The following is a 22774-nucleotide window of genomic DNA, read 5'->3' on the forward strand; positions in this document are numbered from 1 at the left end:
TGTATGCCACAAAGTTAACGCTTTTTTGACTAAGCGACAAACATTACAAGATAAAAATACGGGATGTTACAAACATTTAATATCGCAATGCCAAAATAATGGAAAATAATTCATACCTTTGTCTTTGGTTACAAAGACGTGGATAATTGTCAGACAGGCAGTATAGAAAAACAAAATATTTAAAACAATATGAAAATGAAAAGAATCAGTTTCTTGCTGATATTAGCGCTGTGCATGGTGTCTATCGGCGCAATGTCGCAAAATGAGAAAAAGTATTTGTGCTACGGAGTGGGATTCTACAACCAGGAGAATCTCTTCGATACTTGCCACGACGAGGGCAAAAGAGACTACGACTTCCTTCCTACGGGGTCTTACCGCTGGAATGGGCTGAAATATTCTCACAAGCTGAAGAACATGGCGAGGGCTCTTGCCGACATGGGCACCGACGTGCTGCCTAAGAACGTGGGATGCGCCGTGATTGGACTGAGCGAGGTGGAGAACAGCAAAGCGCTCGACGACCTCACGGCACAGGAACCGCTGAAGGCACGTGGCTATAAATACGTACATATAGAGGGTCCGGACCGCCGTGGCATCGACTGCGCGCTGCTCTACAATCCGCAGCTCTTCAAGGTTTGGAACACTAAGCTCGTGCCATACGTGCAGGAACTGGAGAAGGACAGTGCGTTTCTGACCCGCGGATTCCTGACCGTGAGCGGAGAGATGGCCGGCGAGCATGTGGCATTCGTGGTGTGTCACTGGCCGAGCCGGGCGGCTAAACCTTTCTATCGTGAATCGGGCGGCCGCCAGGTGAGAGCGCTGAAGGACTCGCTGCTCAGAGAAGACCCAAAGGTGAAGGTATTCGTGATGGGCGACATGAACGACGACCCCACAAACGCCAGCATGACGGAGGCTCTGGGATGCAAACCAGACATCGACGAGGTGGGCAAAGGCGAGATGTATAACCCATGGTACAACATACTGGTGAAAGAGGGATTGGGAACATTGACCTATGGCGGTTCGTGGAACCTCTTCGACCAGATTGTAATGACTCCTAACCTGCTGAACAAAAAGGGAGCAAAGGATTTCTCTACACTGAAATTCTTCAAGAACCAGATTTTCCGCCGCGACTATCTGTTCCAGACCGAAGGGAAATACAAGGGTGCTCCAAAGCGTACTCATGCCGGCGGCGTATGGCTCGACGGATACAGCGACCACCTGCCGGTAGTCGTGTATCTGGTAAAAGAGCAGAAATAGGGATATGGAATAGATCTTAATTTGAGGGAACCAAGGCAAAATGGGTAATACCGAAGTTCAAGACTATATCACAGTAAGCCTTTATGAAATCAAACGAAGAAACTGAAAGCAAAACAAGCCTGTCCACTACCATGGGGAAGAACGGAGGGACTGGCGGATTGACGGGTGCCGACACCAGGGCATCATCCGCCAACATTCCTGTAGAATGCCATCCACTCGAGCCTTTCCTGCCCAAGAATGCCTGGCTGCTGATGCTTGGAAGTTTTCCGCCATCAAAACAGCGATGGAGCATGGATTTCTTCTATCCTAACTTCATAAACGACATGTGGAGAATCTTTGGGCTACTGTTTTTCGACGACAAAGACCATTTCGTGGACACGGAGAGGAAGAGGTTCAGAAAAGAGCAGATAGTGGAATTCCTCACCAAAGAGGGCGTGGCGCTATACGACACGGCGTGTGCCGTGAGACGCACGAAGAACACGGCTTCTGACAAGGATCTGGAGATTGTGACACCAACTGATCTCGACTCGCTTCTGGAAAGACTCCCCCACTGCACCACGGTGGTGACGACAGGAGAGAAGGCCACTACGGTATTCGCCACGCATTTCGGCTGCCCCGTCCCTAAAGTTGGCACATCGGTAGAGTTTCTGAACAACGGCAAGAGGATGACTCTCTTCCGCATGCCAAGCAGTTCGAGAGCCTACCCCATGAAACTGGAGAAGAAAGCGGAACAATACCGCAAGGTCCTGATAAGAAAATAGCAAACATCAAAACAGAATATATGACAATAATCGGCATAGCTGGTGGTACGGGCTCTGGCAAGACCACCGTGGTAAAGAAAATCGTGGAAGCTCTGCCTCCACACTATGTTGCGGTGGTACCGCTTGACTCATATTACAACGACACGACGGAGATGACGGAGGAGGAACGACATGCCATAAACTTCGACCATCCCGACGCCTTCGACTGGAAACTGCTCATCAAGCAGGTGAACGAACTGCGCAAGGGAAACGCCATCGAACAGCCCACATACTCGTATATCAAATGCAACCGTCTGCCTGAGACCATCCATGTGGAACCAAAGCCTGTGATAATCATCGAGGGCATCATGACGCTGCTGAACAAGAAGCTGAGAGACATGATGGACCTGAAGATATTCGTTGACGCCGACTCCGACGAGCGACTGATACGCAACATACAAAGGGACATCGTGGAGCGTGGACGCGACGTGAAGATGGTGGTAGACCGTTATCTCGAAGTGCTTAAACCTATGCACGAACAGTTCATCGAACCCACAAAGAGGTATGCCGACGTAATCATCCCTCAGGGCGGAGAGAACGTGAAGGGTATCGACATGGTGTGCAAATTCATCGAAAGACTGATGCAACAATAGACACAAACATCAAAACATTTATGAATCAGAAGAAGGTATTTCTACTTGCCTTGATTTCCGCAGCGACACTAAACGCTACGGCTCAAGACAACGACACTTACGACGAACAAGCCACCACGCTACAGAAGAAAGGGGAATTTGAATATTCGGCTGAGGCCCAGGGAAGCTTCTCACACGGCAAGACCCCACTATGGCTGAACGCCAACAAATACGGATTGTCGTCGCTCGACGAGAACAACGGCTACATCAGAGGAGCGCTGCAGAGAAACATCGGCAACGACATGGAAAAGAAATGGGGATACGGATTCGGCATTGATGCCGCCGTGCCTTTCAACTATACAAGCAACGTGGTATTGCAACAGGCTTACGTGGAGGGACGATGGCTGCATGGCACTCTCTCCATAGGAGCAAAGGAAAGGCTGCTGAACCTGAAGGACAACAGGCTCAGCAGCGGTTCGCAGACTTTGGGCATAAACGCCCGACCCGTGCCACAGGTGAGGTTGGCGCTCGAAGACTACTGGAAGGTGCCGTTCACTGGCGGATGGGTGCAGCTGAAAGGTCATGTGGCTTACGGAATAATGACCGACGACTCATGGCAGCACGAATTCACCAGCAAGCGGAGCAGATATGCCGACAACGTGTTATATCACTCCAAGGCAGGATTCATCAGAATAGGAAGCGACCCGTATATGCACCCTCTCTCGCTGGAACTGGGACTGGAGATGGCATCGCAGTTCGGCGGAAAATCGTATCTGCCTAACGGTGACGGAACGGTGTCGGTGATAAACGGTAACACGAGTCTGAAAGGTTATTGGAACGCTTTTGTGCCGGGAGGCAAAGACATCACCGATGGCGAGAACTACAAGAATGCTGAAGGCAACCAACTGGGCAGCTGGATGATGCGACTGAACTTGGAGAAAGACCTTTGGAAAGCGGGACTCTACGTAGACAAATTCTTTGAAGACCACTCGGCGATGTTCCAACTCGACTACGATGGTTACGGAAGCGGTGAGGAATGGCAGGTGAAGAAGAAGAGACGCTACGTGCTCTACGACTTCAAAGACTGGATGATAGGTTTCGACCTCAACATGAAATACGGTACATGGCTGAGAAACATCGTGGTGGAATATATCTACACAAAATATCAAAGCGGACCTATATACCACGACCATACGACGACTATTCCCGACCATATCGGCGGCACCGACAATTACTACAACCACAACATCTATCCTGGATGGCAGCACTGGGGACAGGTGATGGGAAACCCTCTCTTCCGCTCGCCAATCTACAACCAGAATGGAAGCATCTTTGTGCAGGACAACCGTTTCATGGCTTTCCATCTGGGATTCGACGGCCGTCCCAGCGACAACACACGATACCGTGTGCTTGCCACTTATCAGGAGGGATTGGGGACCTATGGCAGTCCTTACAACGACTTACGCCACAATATCAGTTTCCTCGTTGAGGGTGAATACAAATTCACAAGGTCTCTGCTTCGCAACTGGAGCGTGAAAGGCGGTTATGCCATGGACTTCGGAGGAATACTGGGCAACAACTACGGTTTCCAGCTGACCATCGCCAAGAGGGGCAGTTTCAGCCTGTAGACACTGTCACTATAACTTCACCGATAATCTACAAGGGGAACAAAAAACGAAAAAAGAAAAGAAATGAGAAAGACAATATGCGGCATCCTCATAGCCGCCACAACGATACTTACCACGATGACTCTCGCCTCATGCGACATAGAGACTTCATCGGCTGCCGGAGATTTCAACGGTATGTGGCATTTGACCCGTGTGGACACGATTGCCACTGGCGGAGTGCTCGACCTGAAGAATGAAAAGTTATTCTGGGCATTCCAAAACAAACTGATGCAGGCGGATGACAAAAACGAGAAGCTCGCGAAGATTCTGATGCGCTTCAACCAGACAAACACGCAGCTCACGCTGCACACACCATACGTCTACGACCGCGAAAACGGCGACGTGCCTCTCTCCGACCCTACCCTGCTGGCACCATACGGCATAAACAAGCTGGAGGAGAATTTCCAGGTAATAAAATTGACCGGAAGTAAAATGGTGTTACAATCTGAAACGCTGAAACTGACATTCAAGGGATTCTAAAACGATATAAGACTCCATAATTAAAAATGCTCCATAATTCCAAATAACTGAATCATGGAGCATTTTTCTATGCCATGCTTAGGCAAGAGTAACAGTTTGATGACCGCTTGTGGAAGATTAGTCAGCATTCAAATGATCGTAGCCGGAGAGTTTCTCCTGCCATGAATAGTATTTCCTTACGGTATCATAACCTGAACGGGAAATGCGGTTGCGGTCGGCTTCGTTGTCCATCATCCTCAGGCAAGCGTCGGCAAAGGCTTGGTCGGCATCTTCGATGATGCAGTTGGTGCCACTTTCAAGTTCGGGAATTGCCTTTGAAATGAGCGACGACATCACCACCGGCACTCCCATACCCATAGCCACAAGCACCTTGTTCTGAATGCCGGCGGCAATCTGCACCGGCGCCACAGCCACGCATGAATCCTTAACGGCATCTGAAAGGACGTCTACAAATCCTGTCACCACGATATTCTCGGATTTTTCAGACAGCGCCATGATGTTTCTCGGCGGCTCTGCCCCTACGATATAGAATCTGGCTCCGGGCTTCTTCTTCAGAATCAGCGGGAAGATGTCGTTTACGAAATGCAACACCGCATCCTGGTTCTGCAGGGTTCGCATATTGCCTACAAAGCAGATCTTGTCATGGTCGTAGGAATCGGGTATCTCGTCCATACACTCCACGCCATTGGTGTATAATGCCAGCGAATGCTTGTCGCCCCCGGCAGAGAGATAGTCGATGTCTGCCTGTGAAACGAGTACCACCTTCGGGAATTTCTTCATCACAAAGTGCTCATATCTTCGGATAAGCTTGCGCTCGATGGCGTAAATCACCTTCTTCAGCGACATGCCCTTGAAACCGGAAGACAGAGTATAGGTCTTCGACAAGGCATCGGTCATCTCCACGATGGATTGAGACTCCACGCCATGCTGGGTGAGGTATGGCACCATCCTGAGCAGATGGCTGACGAAACGGTCTGGTTTCTCTTTGCTGATTACCATCCCCAGCAGCTTTGAGTATTCCCGAGAGTAGTAGTAGCCACACTGTATGGGGCGACCGCTCAGCATATACTCAAGCGAGTATAGCATGGAGTTGGTCTTCTTGCGCTTTACTACGTATATCTTGTCATACAGAGTCTTTGCGGCTGCCATGTCAGGATTGCCCTCACAGAAGGACACAAGGACAAGCTCATGACCGGCAGACTTCAGATATTTGGCTATATTGTTAATTCTCAACACGTCTCCGCCATTTTCGGGAAAGGGGAAGCGTGGTGTCAATATGCAGTATTTCATACGATATCAGTTATTTTCTATTCATATACTTTTTTACGCAGTTTGCTTATCGTGGCATAGACCCTCGATGCAAACAGAAGGAAGTCGTATTTCAGCGGCTTTTTCAGATATGCCCCCATATAGCTACACGTAAGCCTCATCGCCACGACAATTCTTTCCGAATACCGATGGCGTGCTCGGGTGGCGGAATTCTCTCTTGCCCTCACGTTATATACGGTGTCGGCATTGTGGACAATCTCCATTCTGGAAATCCTGTCGGACACGATGAACATGAACAGGGCGTCTTCACCGAGCTTGTGCTTCGTGTCAAACCGCCTGTCTCCTATCACATCTCTGGGTATGAGTTTCCCTGTTACCGTGGACAGGAAGCTCCGCGAATTGAACAATGTCAGCTTGGGGCATTCCATGCATCGCTTGTAGGCTGATGTGAGGAAATACGGCAGGTGCTCACGGGTCTTGTCATCAATGAGATAAAAATTGCATGCAACCACCGTATGCAAATCCGTCATGGCATGCATGCTCGACAGATAGCCGTTGCCTGCCACCCAGTCGTCGTCGTCGATGAAGAACAGATATTTGCCTTTAGCATTGTCTATACCGATATTTCTGGCGTTCGACACACCCGGCTCGTCGGTCTGAATGACTCTCACATTGACATAACCATTGTCGGTGATGATACCTTCGAGCATCGACCGGTATGGCATGTCGCAGCCATTGAGTACGATTATCACCTCATAATCGGAAACGGGGAAATCCTGCTCCTCCAAAGAACGGAGGCAGTCGGAGATGTATTCTCCGGGCTTGTATGTAGGTATTATAACAGATATTTCCATTATCCAAAGATTTTAAGATAGTCTGGAGTCAGCGATTCCGGGGTTGCCACACAATGCAGACCGTTGTCGCCTGTCAGCGCCCGCATCTTCTCTATCAGTTCGCCGGTAGAGGAGAATATCGGATCGTAGTTATAGAAGTCACGGCAGTAATGCAGGGCGGGATGCTCAAGCACAAGCATGTTCTTCCTGTTTGCCACACACTCGAAGCTCACTCCACTGACCTGATTCTGGAAGGATGAGGTATAGGCAAGGAGCACGATGTCTGAACGGAGGAATATCTCCCGATAGAGCGCCGTTGGCAGGAAGCCTGAAATGAAGCGCACGTTGTCGGGATATTTCTCGCCTTCTTTCTTGTCGCCATGAATGAGCAGCAGCACATCGTTCCGGGCAAGGAAATCTGCAAGTTCGCTACTGCTTACGAGCGAATTCACAAAGGTGTCGTCTACCTTTGAAGAGGGATGGAACACCACTTTCCTGAAAGTGGAAAAGTATTCGGGAAGGCTGGTATCGGCATGGCTTTCATCAAACGGACTGACGCAGCCGTGTGACACCACGGCAACATTTGTTATGCCATTCTCAAGCAGCGGTTTCTTCATATAGTCGTCGAACACAACGAAGGTGTTGTGGCGCGCCAGACGCTTGAGAAAAAATAGTTTCACCCTGGATGCCACGGTGCCGGTGTTATGACATATTATATACATATTACGGCAAAGGGGCAACAGACCCAAAGTGACCTCATCGCAACTCGACACCACTACATGAGTGTAATCTGAGAAGCGTATCTTGAATTTCAGATACAGCAGGGTGACAGTGAATATAATGCGGTTGAGAACGGCTCTCTTGCCGCGCATATTCAGGAAGCGGGGCAGCTTGGCAACGTAATCGCTGTCAGGATAATCGAGTTGGGAAGCTATGTCTGAATGCAACACTATCTTCACATCGTAGCCTGCCGAGCGGATGGCGTCGATATGGATACGATTGAAGTTGACGTGTCCCTTCATGTATACGTAATCTATGAACAATACTTTTCCTTTCATGGTATGTCTTTTTATTTAACGTCGTTGAAATGTTGTCTGAAATGGATGAGCCTCTCGTTGTATGGCTTGTTCTCTATGGTGATGTTGTAATACTCCGACATGGCGGTGGTATTAAGGAAATATACTTTCAGCAGACTATACAACGCCACGAACGACAGATACAGTATCTTGTTGTTGCGATAGGTAAAGCACTTTATCAGGTCTATCCATACAATCCAGTATGCATAGATGAAAAGATAGGAACAGCGGAGACTTATCGTGCGGAACTCACTGAGAAACAGGAATGTGCACAGATAGAAGAGCATACTGTTCACGAAGATGTTGTTGCCGTTGCGGACTTCTCTGAGCTTGTCGATATAGCAGAACAGAAGTATTCCGGTGAGCAGTCGCTCAAGATAGCCGATACTCAACACGGAGCCCGTGCTGAGGTCCATGCTGAGATATGCCTCCACCCAGAGTTTGGTAGACGGCATGATATAGTCTACCACCAGGAGTATCAACGACTTCAGGATGGGGATATGGAAGAGGTAAATCACATTGGCAACGGCGAATATCGCCATCATTATGTATTTGTTGAACTTTCTGTTGATGATGAAATACATCGGTATGTATGCCAATGACGAACTATGGAACGTGAAGCCTAACAAGCAAACGAGCAAAAAGGGCAGGAACTGCTTCTTCTCAATGAACACGATGGCATTGACGAACAGCAATATGGATATGGAGTTGCGCACCAGATTGATGTTTATCTCGAAACCGCTCATCACCAGCATGATCATAAACGCAAGCGGTATGTTACTGACATATCGCCTGAAGAACATCATCAGCAATGTAACGTTTATCAAGATACACAGAAACTGGAAGAAGAAATAGTTGGGATATATGGTCTTGCATATCACTCCGAATATCATGAAGCCCGGCTCCCACGTCCATTTGTTCAACGGAAGCGTGAACAAGGTGCGCAGGTCGGTCAGACTCTGATACTCGGGATAATATGAGGTCCAGTCGTAGGCCACGAATCCTCTGAGTCCGAAGAAGAACACAAATACGACAACTGACAATATGTTCACACACATTGTCTTCATTTGTGACTCGCTGTTGAAATGGGCATATACGGCAAGAGAACCATAGATCATGACCAACAGCAGATAAGGATAAGCGAACTCCATCTATATGTATTACCTTTCTTTATTTCTTCTTGCCAAAAGCCTGGCTCAACACCAACACCCAGAGGGCGTCTGCTATAACTCCTACAAACACGAATATGATGACCATAAGCGTTCGCGGCATGCTCGACGACTTCAATGGCACGGTGGCATTCTGAATCACGGTGAACGCCGGAGTGTTCTCCTGTATCTTCGCCTGTGCCTTCTGCACCTGCTGGGCGGTCTGCGAATAGTTGTTGAACTTCAGCTGCATATCGTTCTCCAGGTCCTCGAGTTTAGACTGATACGACATTAGCACGACTTCTGAGTTGGCATCGGCGAATGATGCGTATTTCTGACGCGACTTCTCATAGGCAGCCTTTGCCTCTGCATTGATCTGCTGTGAGTAAGCCAGGTCTTGTCTTGCCTTCTTCGTACGGTAGAGCGTGATGTAGTTCTGCAGTCTGGTCTTCACGGAGTCTGCCATGCAGGCAGCCACACGAGCGTCGGTGTCGGTAACGGAAATGGTTATCACATTGGTACCCTTGTTGATCTGGCAACCGATGCTTCCGACTATTGCCTCGCAGACCTCGCTCTGGATCTTTGTCAGACAATGTGGGTTAACGACATTGGTGCTCGGTATGGTGTCTTTCTTACCGAACATCTTGATGAGCCACAACTTGGGATAGTCCCAGAATGGTATCTTGGTGTCCTGCAGGATGTGGTTGTAGTATGTCTTCTTCTGTCCCTTCACCTTGACGGGAATATCGAAGAGCTTCACCACGAAGTCTGTGGATGCGAAGACATCGGGATAGATGTCGGGATAGATGGCATCGACGGATGATTTACCGCCACCGATATCCATACCTATGGCTCCGGCAATGTCGCTGAGGTTCTGCGACATACCCATACTTGTGGCCTCTGGAGCCAACACCACATAAGAGGTGTATCTCTTCTGCTGTTCCAAAGCCACGATAACTCCAATAACAAAGAATACGGAAACGAAGATTATCATTTCCTTTTTCCTCGACGCCACTTTCTTCAAAAGCGAAAGCACGTCGATTTCCTTCACGCGTTTTGTATCTGACATTTTATCTTGTATTTCGTTTACTTCTTAATCATTGTCTACTGTCCTACCCCTGCCTGTTTATGGCGTGCAGCGATATTCCAGGTCTTCGGTCCTGTGGCCTATCACCTTGGCGGGCACTCCACCGACGATGGTATATGGCGGGACGTCCTTGGTAACTACGGCTCCTGCCGAAACTACTGCCCCCTTGCCTATCTTCACATTCTGCAGAACCATAGCTCCACAACCTATCCAGACAAAGTCGCCTATCTCGATGGGATAGAACTTCACCGGGAAATGGCGTGACTGCACATCATGGCTGCCTGTCATAATCATCACTCCATGCGACACCGACACGCTGTCGCCGATGGTCAGTCCACCACGGGCATCGAGTGTCACCATGCGGTTTATATGTGAATCCTTTCCTATAGACAGTTTGTTGAGGTTCATTATATAGCAGCGGCTGTCCACATAGGTGCCTTTGCCTATCTTCATGCCGAGCTTTCTCATGGCAAACCTGCGCACACACCACGGGAGGCTGGGCAGGATGGAATTGGTGAGAGGTCCGAGAACGAATTTCCTCATTCCTGAATATACGGGACTTCCAACAAACCATATCTTCATCACCTTTGTCAGGAAGCTTACGAGCTTGCCAATCCTGAAGCCGTCGCTGATGGATATCTTGTAGTTCAGATATTCTCCCCTGACGGGATGGTTTGACATTCCTTCTTCATCGAAGACTTCTATTATGGCATCGGTCCTGACAAACCTGTATTTCTTCTTGTATAGGGTATAGATGAGATACCAGTCGAGAGCGAAACCATAATCTTTCTTCTTGTCAAGAGCGAACAGGTTTTCCTTGTGTATCTGCGTTCTCACGAGTGATGAACCGTGACGATAGACAGGTCTGTATTCGAGACCTGCCACATTGCTTGAGGAGGGGAAAGGGAATACGTGTCCCTGGCGCAGTTTCATGCTGTCGCCATATATGATGTCGGCATTCCCGGCATCACAATTCCGGATGGCGTCGGCAAGCGAATGGTCTGAGAAATAATAGTCGCCGCAGTTCAGGATATTCACCCAGTCGCCGCTGGCATGCTGCACGCCTTTGTTCATGGCATCATAGACACCGGCGTCTTTCTCTGAGCACCAATATGCCAGACGGTCAGCATACTCCTTTATCACCTCTGCCGTGCCGTCAGTGCTGCCACCGTCAATGACGATATATTCCTTTTCTTCCCACGTCTGCGAGAAGAAGCTCTCCATCGTCTCACGGATGTGCTTCACATCATTGTAGACCACGGTGATTACACTTATTTTATTGCTCATCTACTATATCTGTTGTTTTATTGTTATCTTTTTATTGTCATCTGTCCCATATTCCCGTTGCCTTCTGCCTGATCAGCAAGCGGCACTGATAGATGTGTATCAGCGCCATGGCGAGATAGCATGTTGCCATGCTCAGGACTATACTCTCTACGCTCAGTCCCATATCAGTGAACTTGACCATCGCCACATAAAGGATGGTGAAGACTACGGATGTCAGTATCTGCACTCTTATCTTGTTGAGTCCGTTGATAAGATACGTTGCACAGTTGTTGAGATTGAAGGCACACACATATACGAATGTGCACAGCGAGATGGAGAGCGGCACCTCCACTTTGTCGCCAACCCACAGATGATAGAACACTCCGCTGACTGCCAGCATGCAGACTCCGCCGGCGACGGAAAGCGCCCAGAACTTCAACGCTCTGTTGAAAGTGGCGTTTATCCATGCCATGTCTCCCTTCACGTAGGCGTCGGTATAGGCGTTCCACATTGGTGAGAGGATGATGGTATAGGCTATTATCAGAAGGTTGAAAAACTTGTATGCGATGTTGTATGTCGTGACATTCGTCGGTCCGCAGTTCTGGGCTATGAACACGTTGGCAGCACCGAAAATAACAAGACAGCTGCTCACCTGAATCACAAAGAATCCCATTCCCTTGCCCACAATCTGTCTGCCGAGACTCTTGTCAAAGTCGTTGGCGGCGGGGCGGAGTTCGGGATACCGCAAGAACAGGGGGATTGTGGCAAGGGCAAAGACTGCACATGTCGTTGCCGTGTATGCAAGGACTACATACATGAGATTGCCCGACGTCACCTTGGTAAGTATGAATATTATCACCATCGAGATGACGTTGCCCGACACGGTGAGAAGGTCGTTGACTGCATATTTCTGCATGGCAACGAAGATGAAGCCCACATTCTTCAAGACGAAATTGCCGAGCGTGAAACCTATTGCCACGAGCGTGGCGTTGCGAAGACTTTCTCCGCTCACAGCATGGGTATTGAAGAAGCTGCAATAGTCAAGCTGCGACAAGGGCAACAGCCCTATCACTCCCAACGCCAGGGCGATGACGGTGAGCAATGAGAATGTGGTGCAGATGTATTTTCTGGCCAACGAATAGTCTTGCTTCGAGATTGCCTCGGTGAGATAGTTCCGCATTCCATTGCCCAGACCGATGTCGAAGGTTCCTATCCAGAACAATACCGACGTCATGGTCATCCATACTCCATAGACTTCCTTGTCGAGATAGCCGATGGTAATAGGCACTATGAGGAGAGACGTTGCCAGTCCCACCATCTTCAGCACCGCCGACATCAGTATGTTTTTCTTCAGAACTATGTTCCTATCGTTTGCCATTCGCTTTTCAGTCTATCGAAGTCTTCCACTCAATAGTGGATTAAGTCATAATTGTCTGTATCAGCAATACGGCCCATTGACACTTATCGTGACAGGGCCGTATCACATCGTATTTCCTTTATAATATGTTAGCCAAAGTAGCGATCATCGTGGCGATAGACGCTACCGACGTACCGATGGTCATCGTCTCGGCGATGCTCATCTTGGTGGTAGCCTTGGCTGGAACCACAATCTCACAACCAGGCATCGGCTTGGCGTTGTGGGAAACCTTTGCCACCATACCATTCATATATATAATGTAGGTCTGGCCTCTCTTTGCCTTGTTGTTGAAACCACCGGCCTGGTCGATATAATAGCTTGCCTTCTTGCCCTTAACAAAACCTACGGTGTTTGGATACATCACCTCACCGTTGATCTTCACCGTTCCGGTGTACTGCGGAACAACGATGCGGTCGCCTTCGCGAAGCACGATGTCGGCATCGCTGCCTGGGTTGGCAATAGCCTTGTCGAGCTCGATACCTACTGAATAGGTGTCATCGATCTGGAATTTCTTGATACGCTCACTGTTTGTGATATCAACACTCTTGCCGGTCTTTGCTGCCTCCTCGGCAGCCACCTGCTCATACTGCTCAAGGGCCATCTTGCGGGCTGCCTCCAGACGCTTGCGCTCACTCTCGTTGATCTTTCTTACGAGTGTAGCACCGGCTGCATATCCGCGGTCGTTCACTCCGCCTGCCGCCTTGATGACGTCGCTCAGACGGGTGTTCCTTCTTTGCAGCGTATATGTACCGCTGAACATCACCTCACCGTCAACAACGACATTCTGCTGTTTTGAGAAGCCCGGGCTCTTACGCACATACACCTCGTCGAATGGCATAAGGTGGAAGCCTGGAGTACCGTCGATCACGAAGCCGTCTTTCAATGCGAAACTGTATGTATAAGCTGAGATGGAGTCGTTGGTAAGCGCCTTTGGATTCATCACGCGGCGCGCCACATCGACCTTCACAGTGGAAGCGGAATTCTTCAGACCTCCTGCCTGAAGCACGAAGTCCTCAAGCGTCTCATTGGATGCGTATTTATAGATGCCAGGATAGTTCACCTCTCCATGTATCGTTATGGTCTGTTCTTCCATCATCTCCTGCTTCGTAGGGATGAACAAAACATCGTTAGGCTGCAACGGCACATCGGCTACCTTACCGTCAAGGATGCCTTCCACATCAACCGGCACCACTTCCAGAGTGCGGTCTTTCTTCATGCGGTGCATCACGGCACGTGCGGTGAACGCCTCCTCTCTGAGACCGTCGGCATGCTCCAGCAAACTACGCACGCTGTTTATCTCGCCACCTACCTGATACATACCTGGACGGAACACGGCACCCTTTATCTCGACCATGTTTGAATATCTGTCGAGGATTGAGTCTACGCTTACCGAGTCTTCGTCGCTCACCTGGAATGAGCTCATGTCGAACTCGTCCACATTATATACTGAATATTCCTTTCCGGTCTTTCTCACCACTCTAACCGACTTAGTATAGGCATCGCCAGTGAAGCCACCGGCATATTTCAGCAATGAGCCGACGCTTTCGTTCTTCTTCATCTCATACCACATAGGGCGCTTCACCTTACCGGTAAGATTCACCAGGCAGTCGTACGGACCGACCACAATGACATCGTTGTCGGCAAGGCGCACATTACCCGTCAGTTTGCCGTTGAGCATATAGTCATAGATATCCACTACGGTGACAAGGCGGTTGTTGCGATAGACCTTGATGTTACGAAGTGTACCGAGGTCGTTTGTTCCTCCTGCCATATAAAGGGCATGGAACACGGTGGCGAAGGCTGACAGAGTGTATGTGCCAGGAGCTTTCACTTCTCCCATGACGTTGACCATTATCGAGCGGGTCTCACCGACGGTGAGCTTGATATGCGAGCTGCTGTATCTCGATCCCAAAGTGGAGCGCAATTTGGCGTTCGCCTGACTCACCGTAAGTCCGCTGACTTCCACCGGTCCATATCCGTCTATCGTAACGAATCCGTCCGGTGACACCGTGCACTCAATGGTCTTCTGTGAAGCTCCGTAGATATCGATGAACACGGCATCGCCAGGACCGAGACGATAGTTCTGCGGTGTGGCAATGTTCATATTCGGTTCAAAAGACAAGTTCTTGTTGTTGAAGATGTTACGTCCGAACACCTTTCTCTTGGTCTTCTCCATCATGAGCTTCTCAAGAAGGGCTGCCGTATCGGGCACGAACTCGTCGAGTTCGTCGCGCATGTCGTTCCACTCATCGTTGGTATCGTCAAACACATAGCTGCGCTTGTCTTTAACGCGACCGTCTTTCAAACGGTTCTGCGAGTCATACTGCGACTTCTTGTCGTCAAGATATTCATCATCTTTGGCATCGCCGTTGGCTTTCTTCTTGCCGTTCGACCTCAATCTTGTGTCGTTCTTGCTTCCGGTAGTGCCCGACACCTGTCCCAATCCCTGGTCCTTGGCGGCACGCTCATATTTCTTTTTCACACGACGTATCTGCTCGATGTTAACGCCATTCTGCATGAGTTTCGTAACGATCTGAGACTGAGGGGTTCCGGCATTGTGCTCCTTTACGATGAATTTCATAACCTGGTCATCGGTCATTGACGACTGCGCCATGATGCTCATCGGAATGAGCACGGACATTAAAATTGCTATGATGAATCTTTTCATAATGAAGAATTTGTTTCTATTTGGTTTTTCTGATGTATTTTATGTTAGAACTTTTTTCCGCTCACGATGCTGATGAACGTCTTGGCAATGATGCTGGCATCAAGAGCCAGCGACCTGCGCTTCAGATAGTCGGTATCCATATGCAGACGGATCAGCATCTTTTCCATAGTATCGGTATAGCCATTATAGAGGGTGGCTTCCGACGTCAGTCCGGGCCTCATCTCATAGATGAGCACATAGCTGGGGTCGTTGGCCATAATCTTGTCGATATAAAACCGGCGCTCCGGACGGGGGCCTACAAACGACATGTCGCCCTTCAGCACATTCCAGAGCTGGGGCAATTCGTCGAGATGATGCTCACGCAAGAACAACTCTGTCTTTGTGGACTGCCCTATGCTGCTTTTCGCCACAAGCTGAGGCTCCTTCTCAGGCTCGCTCATGGTGCGGAACTTGTAAATGGTAAACGGCTTCCCTCTATATCCGATGCGCTCCTGCGAAAATATAGCAGGACCGTTTTTCTGTCTCTTCAGCATGATGGCTATCACCAGATAGACCGGCGAGAGGATTATCATGCCGGCAAGAGAGAATACTATGTCAAACAGGCGCTTGACGGTTCGCTGAACACAGCCCATCGCGTCATGGCTGCCTTCGAAACCGCTCACCTCTTCTGTATTTTGATTACTCACTTTGTTTATTTACTTATTTCTTATTTTCTTTAAAACCGACAAACGGCTCTTTTATTGCATATTTTTTGCAAAGGTACTATATTTTATTTAAAAATTGGCGCAACATGCGTCTTATCTTTTGCAAGGAATCAACCTTGCCGTAACAAAACATCACATTTGGGAAAATTACAAGTGTCATAATCTGCATATCGGAACGGCTGTCGCCCAACTTGTGGATTAGCAATGATAATACCCGTTGGCGGAATTGATTTACGCTGACAGATATGAGTAAAGTTGCACATATCGCTGATTCCCGAAAGCCATCAGACCATCTGGTTTTTCTATAATTGCTTGATATACAAATGATTAGCAACCAGATGATTGTTTCAAACCATATAGATGGTTTGCAGATGACTGAAATAGCATGCGTTGACTGAATTCTGAAAAAACACGACTATGGATGTACATGAACAAACCGGGCAGTCATTGGACTGCTATTCTGTCCATCTGGGACAATGGTCGTGCCCATTTAACTCCCAATCGGTTCATTAAGTCGTCCAATGTAATATTTCACAACTGCTTACAGTCTTCTGTTTTCATGAGATGTCTTTTGACTGTTTTTAATTCGCAATAGCTCGCTATTACCCATTAAAAGCCAAAATCCAAGCAAGCCACAAAGACCGTTTCAGGACAAGTATTCACTAAATCAATTCCGCCAACGGTATTTTTATGCAACAAATTCAATCGCCAATTCTAAATTTGAAACTTGAGTGTTTAATTTCATACAAATACTTTTTTGCCATTTCTCCGTATAAAGACATCCAACAGTTGCTGAAGAGCAACCCATACTAAAATATCTAAAACAATTATCATAGTAAAACCTATGTTTTTTCCTATCAATAGATTTATTAGAATGAAAAGTAAAGCCATTACGACCAATACCCCAAGAGCTTGATGCTGTGTCATTCCCGTGCGCAACAGTTTATGGTGTATATGATTTTTGTCAGCCATAAATATCGGACGGTGATGCACAAACCTGGTAATTATCACACGACAGACATCAAACACCGGGACAATCAAATAGGAGCTGACTATCGGCATTCCTCCGACAACTGCCGGTTCGGCATTTACCCTAACCATAGAACATTTAACAAATAAAGTACCAAGTATAAACCCGAGTGTCAAACTGCCCGAGTCACCCATAAAAATCTTGTTTTCCCCTGCTTGCCAAATAGATTGAAACGTACAAAAGCCACAAGTACTCCAAGCAGCCCTGCAATTATAATGCAATAAGATAACAAATCTTCAGAAAGGAAAAGTACGAAGAATCCAAACAAAGCGATGATTGCAAGAAATGCAGCCAATCCGTCTATTCCATCAATAAGATTTATGGCATTGTCTATAAAAACAATCACAATAACTGTCAACATGGCACCGACCCATAACGGTATCTCACCAATTCCGCAAAAGCCATAAAGATTATTGATATACAATCCGGACAGAGGAAGAATGGATGCAGCAAATATCTGAACCAGGAATTTTGTCCTTGGCGACACCCCTACAATATCATCTACTACACCAGCAACATATATCGCCAACAAACCGACAGAAAAATAACATGTCCAAAGACTCAAGCTGAGCGATGTTCCTTCCGAGATTCTGCTCACTATAGCTGTCGCCAGCATAAAACTAATCACAACACAGGGAATAAAGCAAACTCCTCCCAATCGCGGAACGGAAACCTTGTGCACTTTCCGCTCATTAGGCAGATCATAAATTCGTTTGACCTTGCAAAAACTGACGACGAGTGGTATCAATCCTAATCCCAAAAGCATACTCACGAGAAACGATATCAATATATACAAACTACAATCAATCATTTATTCATATTGTTCTGTTCCTTGATATTGATAAAGAAATCACCCCATGACGAAAGCCAATAACTGCAGTATGTGCCTTGCGGAACTATAAGAACACAACATTTTCTGTTGCAGCCTGCAAAAACTCCCTTTCCTAACAACGGCGTTTTTTTGCAATCAGAGTATACCGACAAGAGGGACGTGCAGCCTTCAAATGCGCCATTGCCTATAGTTTCAACGTTACCGTGTATTTTAATATTCTTCAAAGATGAGCAGTCTGAAAAGACACGTTCACCTATAGTTTTCAGATTATTTCCCATTTTTACTTCTGTAAGTCTCTTACAGCCAGCAAAAGCACATTCTTTTATTTCCGTTGCCGTTTGAGGAAGAGTAACCCTTTCAAGACTTTTACATCCATAAAACATGTATTCGCTAACTATATTGTTCCAAGAATACACCCCAGTCATATGATTTGACTTTTCATCGAAATAATAATACATGCCACCACTTACTACCATAGCCTCCGACATATCTATACAGGCAAGTTTGCCGTCATCATTACCATTCGATCCTTCACAACCTGCCATCTCACGTAGAAATTGGATATCGTCACCGTTAATTTGTCCAGTCAACTTGAGATACGTGATACAATATTTCTTGCTCTCGCCAATCATATTGGCAAGGCAGCCCGGTTTATCCACACAAACTGTAATCTGTTTCGTTATCAAATCATTGTCTGCGGCAAAGACAGACATTGTGAAGATAAGACAAAGTGAAATAATATTCAGTCGTTTTATTTTTTCGGCGCACCCGACAAACCCTGTGGGGAAGGATAAGCAGATGCTAACCCAAAAACTGTGTTGCCAAACGATACATGATTGTCAAAAAGTAATACCTTTGCACTATGAATCAGAATGGCAATATAAACATGTATGAAGGCCTCGCCTCATATTTCCTACCCGAAGGAGTTCTTGAATATTTTGAGGTGACAGACTTTGCAACACAGCGTACTCAGGACAAAGATGTTCTTTACACAACAGAGCTTCACATCTATCTTGATGAGCGTGACAATCTCACACCAGACATGAAAGGCTCCGTGAGCGATGGTTTTGGCGAAGAATCATGTTTGCTTGACTATCCTGCCCGAGACAAAAAGGCGGTACTGCACATACGAAGAAGACGCTGGACAATGCCGGACGGCACAACAAGAATTGTTGACATTGGCAAGGAGTTCGAATTGAAGCATAAGGGCACTCGATACGCGAAGGACTTTGCGCTTTTTTTAAAGAGGGCGAATGGACTCTGAGACGATAACCGCTCGTCAGATTGGTTATACGTACATGATCAACAGCTCCACGTTTGCTAAGAGATATAAGGACACCCTAAGTAACTTCGAGACGTGGGAACAGAAAGAGCATGCATCAGAATGGATTCTTATTCCGCAGAATGTAGGCAAGGAGCAAGGCATAGACGAAACATCCCTATAGGGCGAGCTATACACTATCATTCACAACAAGGATGCCATGGTCGCAAGGGTGCAATCATAGCAGTAGTCAAGGGAACGAATCCTGCTGACGTACTGAAGGTTCTCATGCAGCTACCTGCAGATAAGCGTGAAATGGTCGGGAACATCACGATGGACCTCTCTGATTGTATGCGTGCCATAGTCCGGGAGGCATTCCCCAAAGCCACAGTCGTACGTGACTGCTTCCATGTGGTGAAATGTGGCGGAGAAGGCTGCGAAGACAAATGCTTCAGCTGAATCGCCGAACTCAAAGATCAAATGCTTCCGCGCACAGGTGAAAGGAGTCAAAGACATGCCATTCTTCATGTATCGTTTAGCAACAGTTTTGGGTTAGCATCTGCTTATCCTCCCCCACAGGGTTTGTCGGGTGCGCCTATTAACGTCCAAATTGTTTTACTTTGAATGAACATGATACGGTACCTTTCTTGTTGGAGATGGTAACGATATCTTCGCGGTCGGAAGAGGAGTTATTACTGTTAGCACGTAAATAAACACGCCCTCTATTATAGCCATAATTATAATAATTACTATCGAAATCATCAAAATCCGCTGTCAACCAATCAGCCGATGTCGTTACCTTTATGTCATCACTGCTAAGGTTTGTTTTGAAATACAAATATTGATTATTATAATAATAGTCAAAAGTATATGGATTTTCTTCAGAATAACCATTTTCCATTGTTATATACGCTACATCCTGTTCCAAATTCAGCTTTACACTCGTATCCCCATTGCGGTATTTCAGCGTTATCGTGCCAGTCCGCTTAGTATCGGTATCATTTTCCGTCGCTGTTACAATCAATATGTATCTACCGTAATAACCATAGTCACTGTTTTTCCCCAGTTTTGCCTCACACCAACTTGATGCTGTATTCTCTACTTCGATATCTTCAAGCGGAATATTGCTGTTTACATATACAGACTTACTTGCTCCACTCACAGAAAGAGGTAGATTCATAGAAGTCACATACGAGCTATTGTTGCCGTAGAGTTCCATCCTCGGCTCAGCCGCACCACGAGTAACCTTTATCTCTTTCTTCTTGCCATAACCCGTGGTCAGCGTTATCGTTGCCGTAGACACCCCCACCGTATCCGACTTATCAACAGAAATATTCACGGCATTTGTCAGGAAATTCTTGTAAAGAGACGAGGTAGGTGTGGCTCTGCACCATCCTGCAGAAGATTCACAAGAGAAGTATATCGGCTCATTGTCGAGGAATTCCACCTTTTCTTTTCCGCCATCATCAGTAAACGAAAGTTCGTTCTTCGGGAGTTGTATGTCTATGTCTTTCCCACAGAAAGGGTATTGGTATCTTATATTATATCCAACGATCTTACCATCGTCGTCACGCACTGCGTCTTCTACAAGAATTCTGTAAAAATAATCTTCATCATTTGAATTATAGCAAACATACCCATATCCTTTTTTTACGACAGCTTTTCCAGACCAACCAGTTTTGGGAACACTTGTTATATCGCCAAGTTTATTTACGTTTGGAATCGAGACAAAGCAAGCATGAGGATAATACGGGTCATTATCTATGGCCTGAAAAATATTGTTCTCTCCTATAAATATATCCTCACCAAGCTTCGTTGCACTATTTTTATCCCCTTTCAGCATACACAGCACTTCCTCATTATCGAGCAAACCACCATTATTGCCGTTTCCACCACCGTTGTTGTCATCATCGCTGCTGCATGCTACAAGTGCAGATGAAGAAACTATTGCCATAGCAATGGCAAATAAAAAAGAATGTTTATAAATCATATCTCGTACAGTTTTTATTGTTTATAATTCTATCATCTCCGTTAGTCCAAACACCCCAAATATAGACAATAAAAAAAACGTGGACTAATCACTTCGTCTATACTTTCAGAGGTATCGCCAAACACCATTGCAGCTATATACGAGTAAAAGCCCACTCCTGTACACAGACGTGAGCATTAACTTCTACTCTTAGCTGCTTCATTCAAATTTGGCGATTTTCTGAAAGCAAGAATATAAAGCTAACGCTTTTTTATAATATGTCGTTTTCTTTTTGTTACATAAGCATCATTTTTTACTTTTTGCAAAGTTACACAATATTTTCTTTATACAAAAAAAAATTAATGTAAAAAACATGTTGTACCACTTATAAGGAGCTTCAAAAATACACCCATAGCAGCATTATCATTTAGGTGCAAGTCTCTTAGGGTGTCCACGCAAAGTCAGCAAGTTCGGGAACTCAACTTAAAAGTTCGGAAACTTATCCCTAACTGGAGTATGATAATGAAACGACAAGCCTTCCTGAAAAACAAATCAAAAAGACACAAAAATGGGCACGATGCTTGCCCAATAGGGGAACGCTGCTTACTCACTTGGGGAACGCTGCTTGCCCCAAGTGAGCACGTTTCCTGCAAAAACAGTAACAAAAACTTTAATAGAATGAATACGCTCGTAATGGATATGCAAAACACTTTATCTATGATGACGTGTCGATGGAATTTGAGTGGAATTTGAGTGGCTTTCGATAGAAAAACCGATTGATGTTTCGATGAAAATCCATAGCTTTTTCTATAAAAAGCCATTAATGCCCCGATGATACTTCGATGATACTTCAATGATACTTTTCTGTAAAGAATCCAGAAAAGTATAATCAAGTCAACTCATTGAGTTAGTGAACTTTAGATTCTTTGACAAGCCGGAAAATGATACTATGACACTTTTCCGGCCCGTTAAAGTATATAATGACAAATGAACGTGTACAAGACTGCATCGCAGATACGCTTACCGACGGAATCAATTAATGGTGGTCTACCACATTTGCCTTTGAAAGATCATAGGATATGAGATTAGGAATTCTATCCTTGTACTCTTGCAATTTATACTCGAACAACCACTTCTCACTATCAATGCTCTCGGTCTCTATTGCCAGAGATAGTGCACCACTTCCAAATCTAAAACTCAGGAACAGGACCACGACGTGTAACATTCCCCGATTCTCTTACGAGATTTTCAGAGAATTGCTTGCATATCTCGAGTATTTTGACGATTTTTGTATAAAGGTTGTACATACGATGGTTTGAACTTAATGTTTTAATCACCACTAAGTTGCTAAAAATCAACGACAGGTACAACTTTCCACCTATATTTATCAACTTAAATTAATTCCGCCAATGGGTAAGGAATATAAGAATCCGAAGAACTT

At 46.5% G+C, this 22774-nt stretch carries 18 protein-coding genes and 2 pseudogenes; 7 read left to right on the plus strand and 13 right to left on the minus strand.

Features of this window, described 5'->3' with window-relative positions; genetic code table 11:
* Positions 1-195 precede the first annotated feature (195 nt).
* The 5 genes from ST42_RS09520 (at position 196) to ST42_RS09540 (ending at position 4773) form a co-directional block, all read left to right on the plus strand.
* Complete coding sequence (locus ST42_RS09520; RefSeq protein ID WP_022316754.1) at positions 196-1254, plus strand: endonuclease/exonuclease/phosphatase family protein; 1059 nt, start codon at positions 196-198, stop codon at positions 1252-1254.
* 194 nt (positions 1255-1448) lie between these two features.
* Positions 1449-2015, plus strand: a complete 567-nt coding sequence (locus ST42_RS09525) for a uracil-DNA glycosylase family protein (protein WP_042519061.1) — start codon at positions 1449-1451, stop codon at positions 2013-2015.
* 20 nt (positions 2016-2035) lie between these two features.
* Positions 2036-2647, plus strand: a complete 612-nt coding sequence (gene udk / locus ST42_RS09530; RefSeq protein ID WP_022316752.1) for a uridine kinase — start codon at positions 2036-2038, stop codon at positions 2645-2647.
* A 20-nt stretch (positions 2648-2667) separates the two neighbouring features.
* Positions 2668-4254: a capsule assembly Wzi family protein gene (locus ST42_RS09535; protein ID WP_044073346.1), complete on the plus strand. Its 1587-nt coding sequence runs from the start codon at positions 2668-2670 to the stop codon at positions 4252-4254.
* Positions 4255-4317: 63 nt separating this feature from the next.
* On the plus strand, positions 4318-4773 hold the full coding sequence (locus ST42_RS09540) for a lipocalin-like domain-containing protein (RefSeq protein ID WP_044064743.1): 456 nt from the start codon (positions 4318-4320) through the stop codon (positions 4771-4773).
* Positions 4774-4890: 117 nt separating this feature from the next.
* On the opposite strand, the gene ST42_RS09545 is transcribed toward ST42_RS09540, so the two are convergent.
* From ST42_RS09545 to ST42_RS09595, 11 genes and pseudogenes are all read right to left on the minus strand, one after another.
* Positions 4891-6063, minus strand: coding sequence for a glycosyltransferase family 4 protein (locus ST42_RS09545; protein ID WP_044073348.1), 1173 nt, complete (start codon positions 6061-6063; stop codon positions 4891-4893).
* A gap of 17 nt (positions 6064-6080) precedes the next feature.
* Complete coding sequence (locus tag ST42_RS13220; RefSeq protein WP_052485300.1) at positions 6081-6896, minus strand: glycosyltransferase family 2 protein; 816 nt, start codon at positions 6894-6896, stop codon at positions 6081-6083.
* Positions 6896-7933 carry a hypothetical protein gene (locus ST42_RS09555; protein WP_044073350.1) on the minus strand — a complete coding sequence of 346 codons (1038 nt, stop codon included), beginning with the start codon at positions 7931-7933 and terminating at the stop codon, positions 6896-6898. Before ST42_RS09555 ends, ST42_RS13220 begins: the two co-directional genes overlap by 1 nt.
* Positions 7934-7944: 11 nt before the next feature.
* Entirely contained in the window at positions 7945-9102 is a 1158-nt protein-coding gene (locus ST42_RS09560) for an EpsG family protein (protein WP_044073352.1), read from the minus strand.
* Positions 9103-9121: 19 nt separating this feature from the next.
* Positions 9122-10168 (minus strand): Wzz/FepE/Etk N-terminal domain-containing protein, encoded by a 1047-nt coding sequence (locus ST42_RS09565; RefSeq protein ID WP_042519023.1) that lies wholly within the window; start codon positions 10166-10168, stop codon positions 9122-9124.
* Positions 10169-10225: 57 nt separating this feature from the next.
* A complete protein-coding gene (locus ST42_RS13595) occupies positions 10226-11473 on the minus strand; it encodes a glycosyltransferase (RefSeq protein WP_042519025.1) in 1248 nt (415 codons plus the stop codon).
* 37 nt (positions 11474-11510) lie between these two features.
* On the minus strand, positions 11511-12830 hold the full coding sequence (locus ST42_RS09575) for a lipopolysaccharide biosynthesis protein (protein ID WP_044073354.1): 1320 nt from the start codon (positions 12828-12830) through the stop codon (positions 11511-11513).
* A gap of 118 nt (positions 12831-12948) precedes the next feature.
* A complete protein-coding gene (locus ST42_RS09580) occupies positions 12949-15537 on the minus strand; it encodes an SLBB domain-containing protein (protein WP_044073357.1) in 2589 nt (862 codons plus the stop codon).
* Between the two features lie 44 nt (positions 15538-15581).
* A complete protein-coding gene (locus tag ST42_RS09585; protein WP_042519065.1) occupies positions 15582-16169 on the minus strand; it encodes a sugar transferase in 588 nt (195 codons plus the stop codon).
* An 813-nt stretch (positions 16170-16982) separates the two neighbouring features.
* Positions 16983-18082: pseudogene (locus ST42_RS14595) on the minus strand (MraY family glycosyltransferase).
* The gene (locus ST42_RS09595) at positions 18079-18789 is read right to left on the minus strand and encodes a leucine-rich repeat domain-containing protein (protein WP_197068935.1); all 711 of its coding nucleotides are present in this window, start codon (positions 18787-18789) and stop codon (positions 18079-18081) included. Before ST42_RS09595 ends, ST42_RS14595 begins: the two are co-directional and overlap by 4 nt.
* Positions 18790-18965: 176 nt before the next feature.
* Here ST42_RS09595 and ST42_RS09600 point away from each other — a divergent pair, with 176 nt between their 5' ends.
* Positions 18966-19367 (plus strand): ISAon1 family transposase N-terminal region protein, encoded by a 402-nt coding sequence (locus tag ST42_RS09600; protein WP_052488306.1) that lies wholly within the window; start codon positions 18966-18968, stop codon positions 19365-19367.
* Positions 19368-19487: 120 nt separating this feature from the next.
* Entirely contained in the window at positions 19488-19823 is a 336-nt protein-coding gene (locus ST42_RS13600; protein WP_082028633.1) for a transposase, read from the plus strand.
* A 139-nt stretch (positions 19824-19962) separates the two neighbouring features.
* On the opposite strand, the gene ST42_RS09610 is transcribed toward ST42_RS13600, so the two are convergent.
* Complete coding sequence (locus ST42_RS09610) at positions 19963-21354, minus strand: BACON domain-containing protein (RefSeq protein ID WP_044073360.1); 1392 nt, start codon at positions 21352-21354, stop codon at positions 19963-19965.
* Between the two features lie 1054 nt (positions 21355-22408).
* A pseudogene (locus ST42_RS13605) lies at positions 22409-22715 on the minus strand (IS982 family transposase); the annotation flags it as partial.
* Between the last annotated feature and the right edge of the window lie 59 nt (positions 22716-22774).

The sequence above is a fragment of the Prevotella pectinovora genome, from assembly GCF_000834015.1.
GTDB classification, from domain to species: domain Bacteria; phylum Bacteroidota; class Bacteroidia; order Bacteroidales; family Bacteroidaceae; genus Prevotella; species Prevotella pectinovora.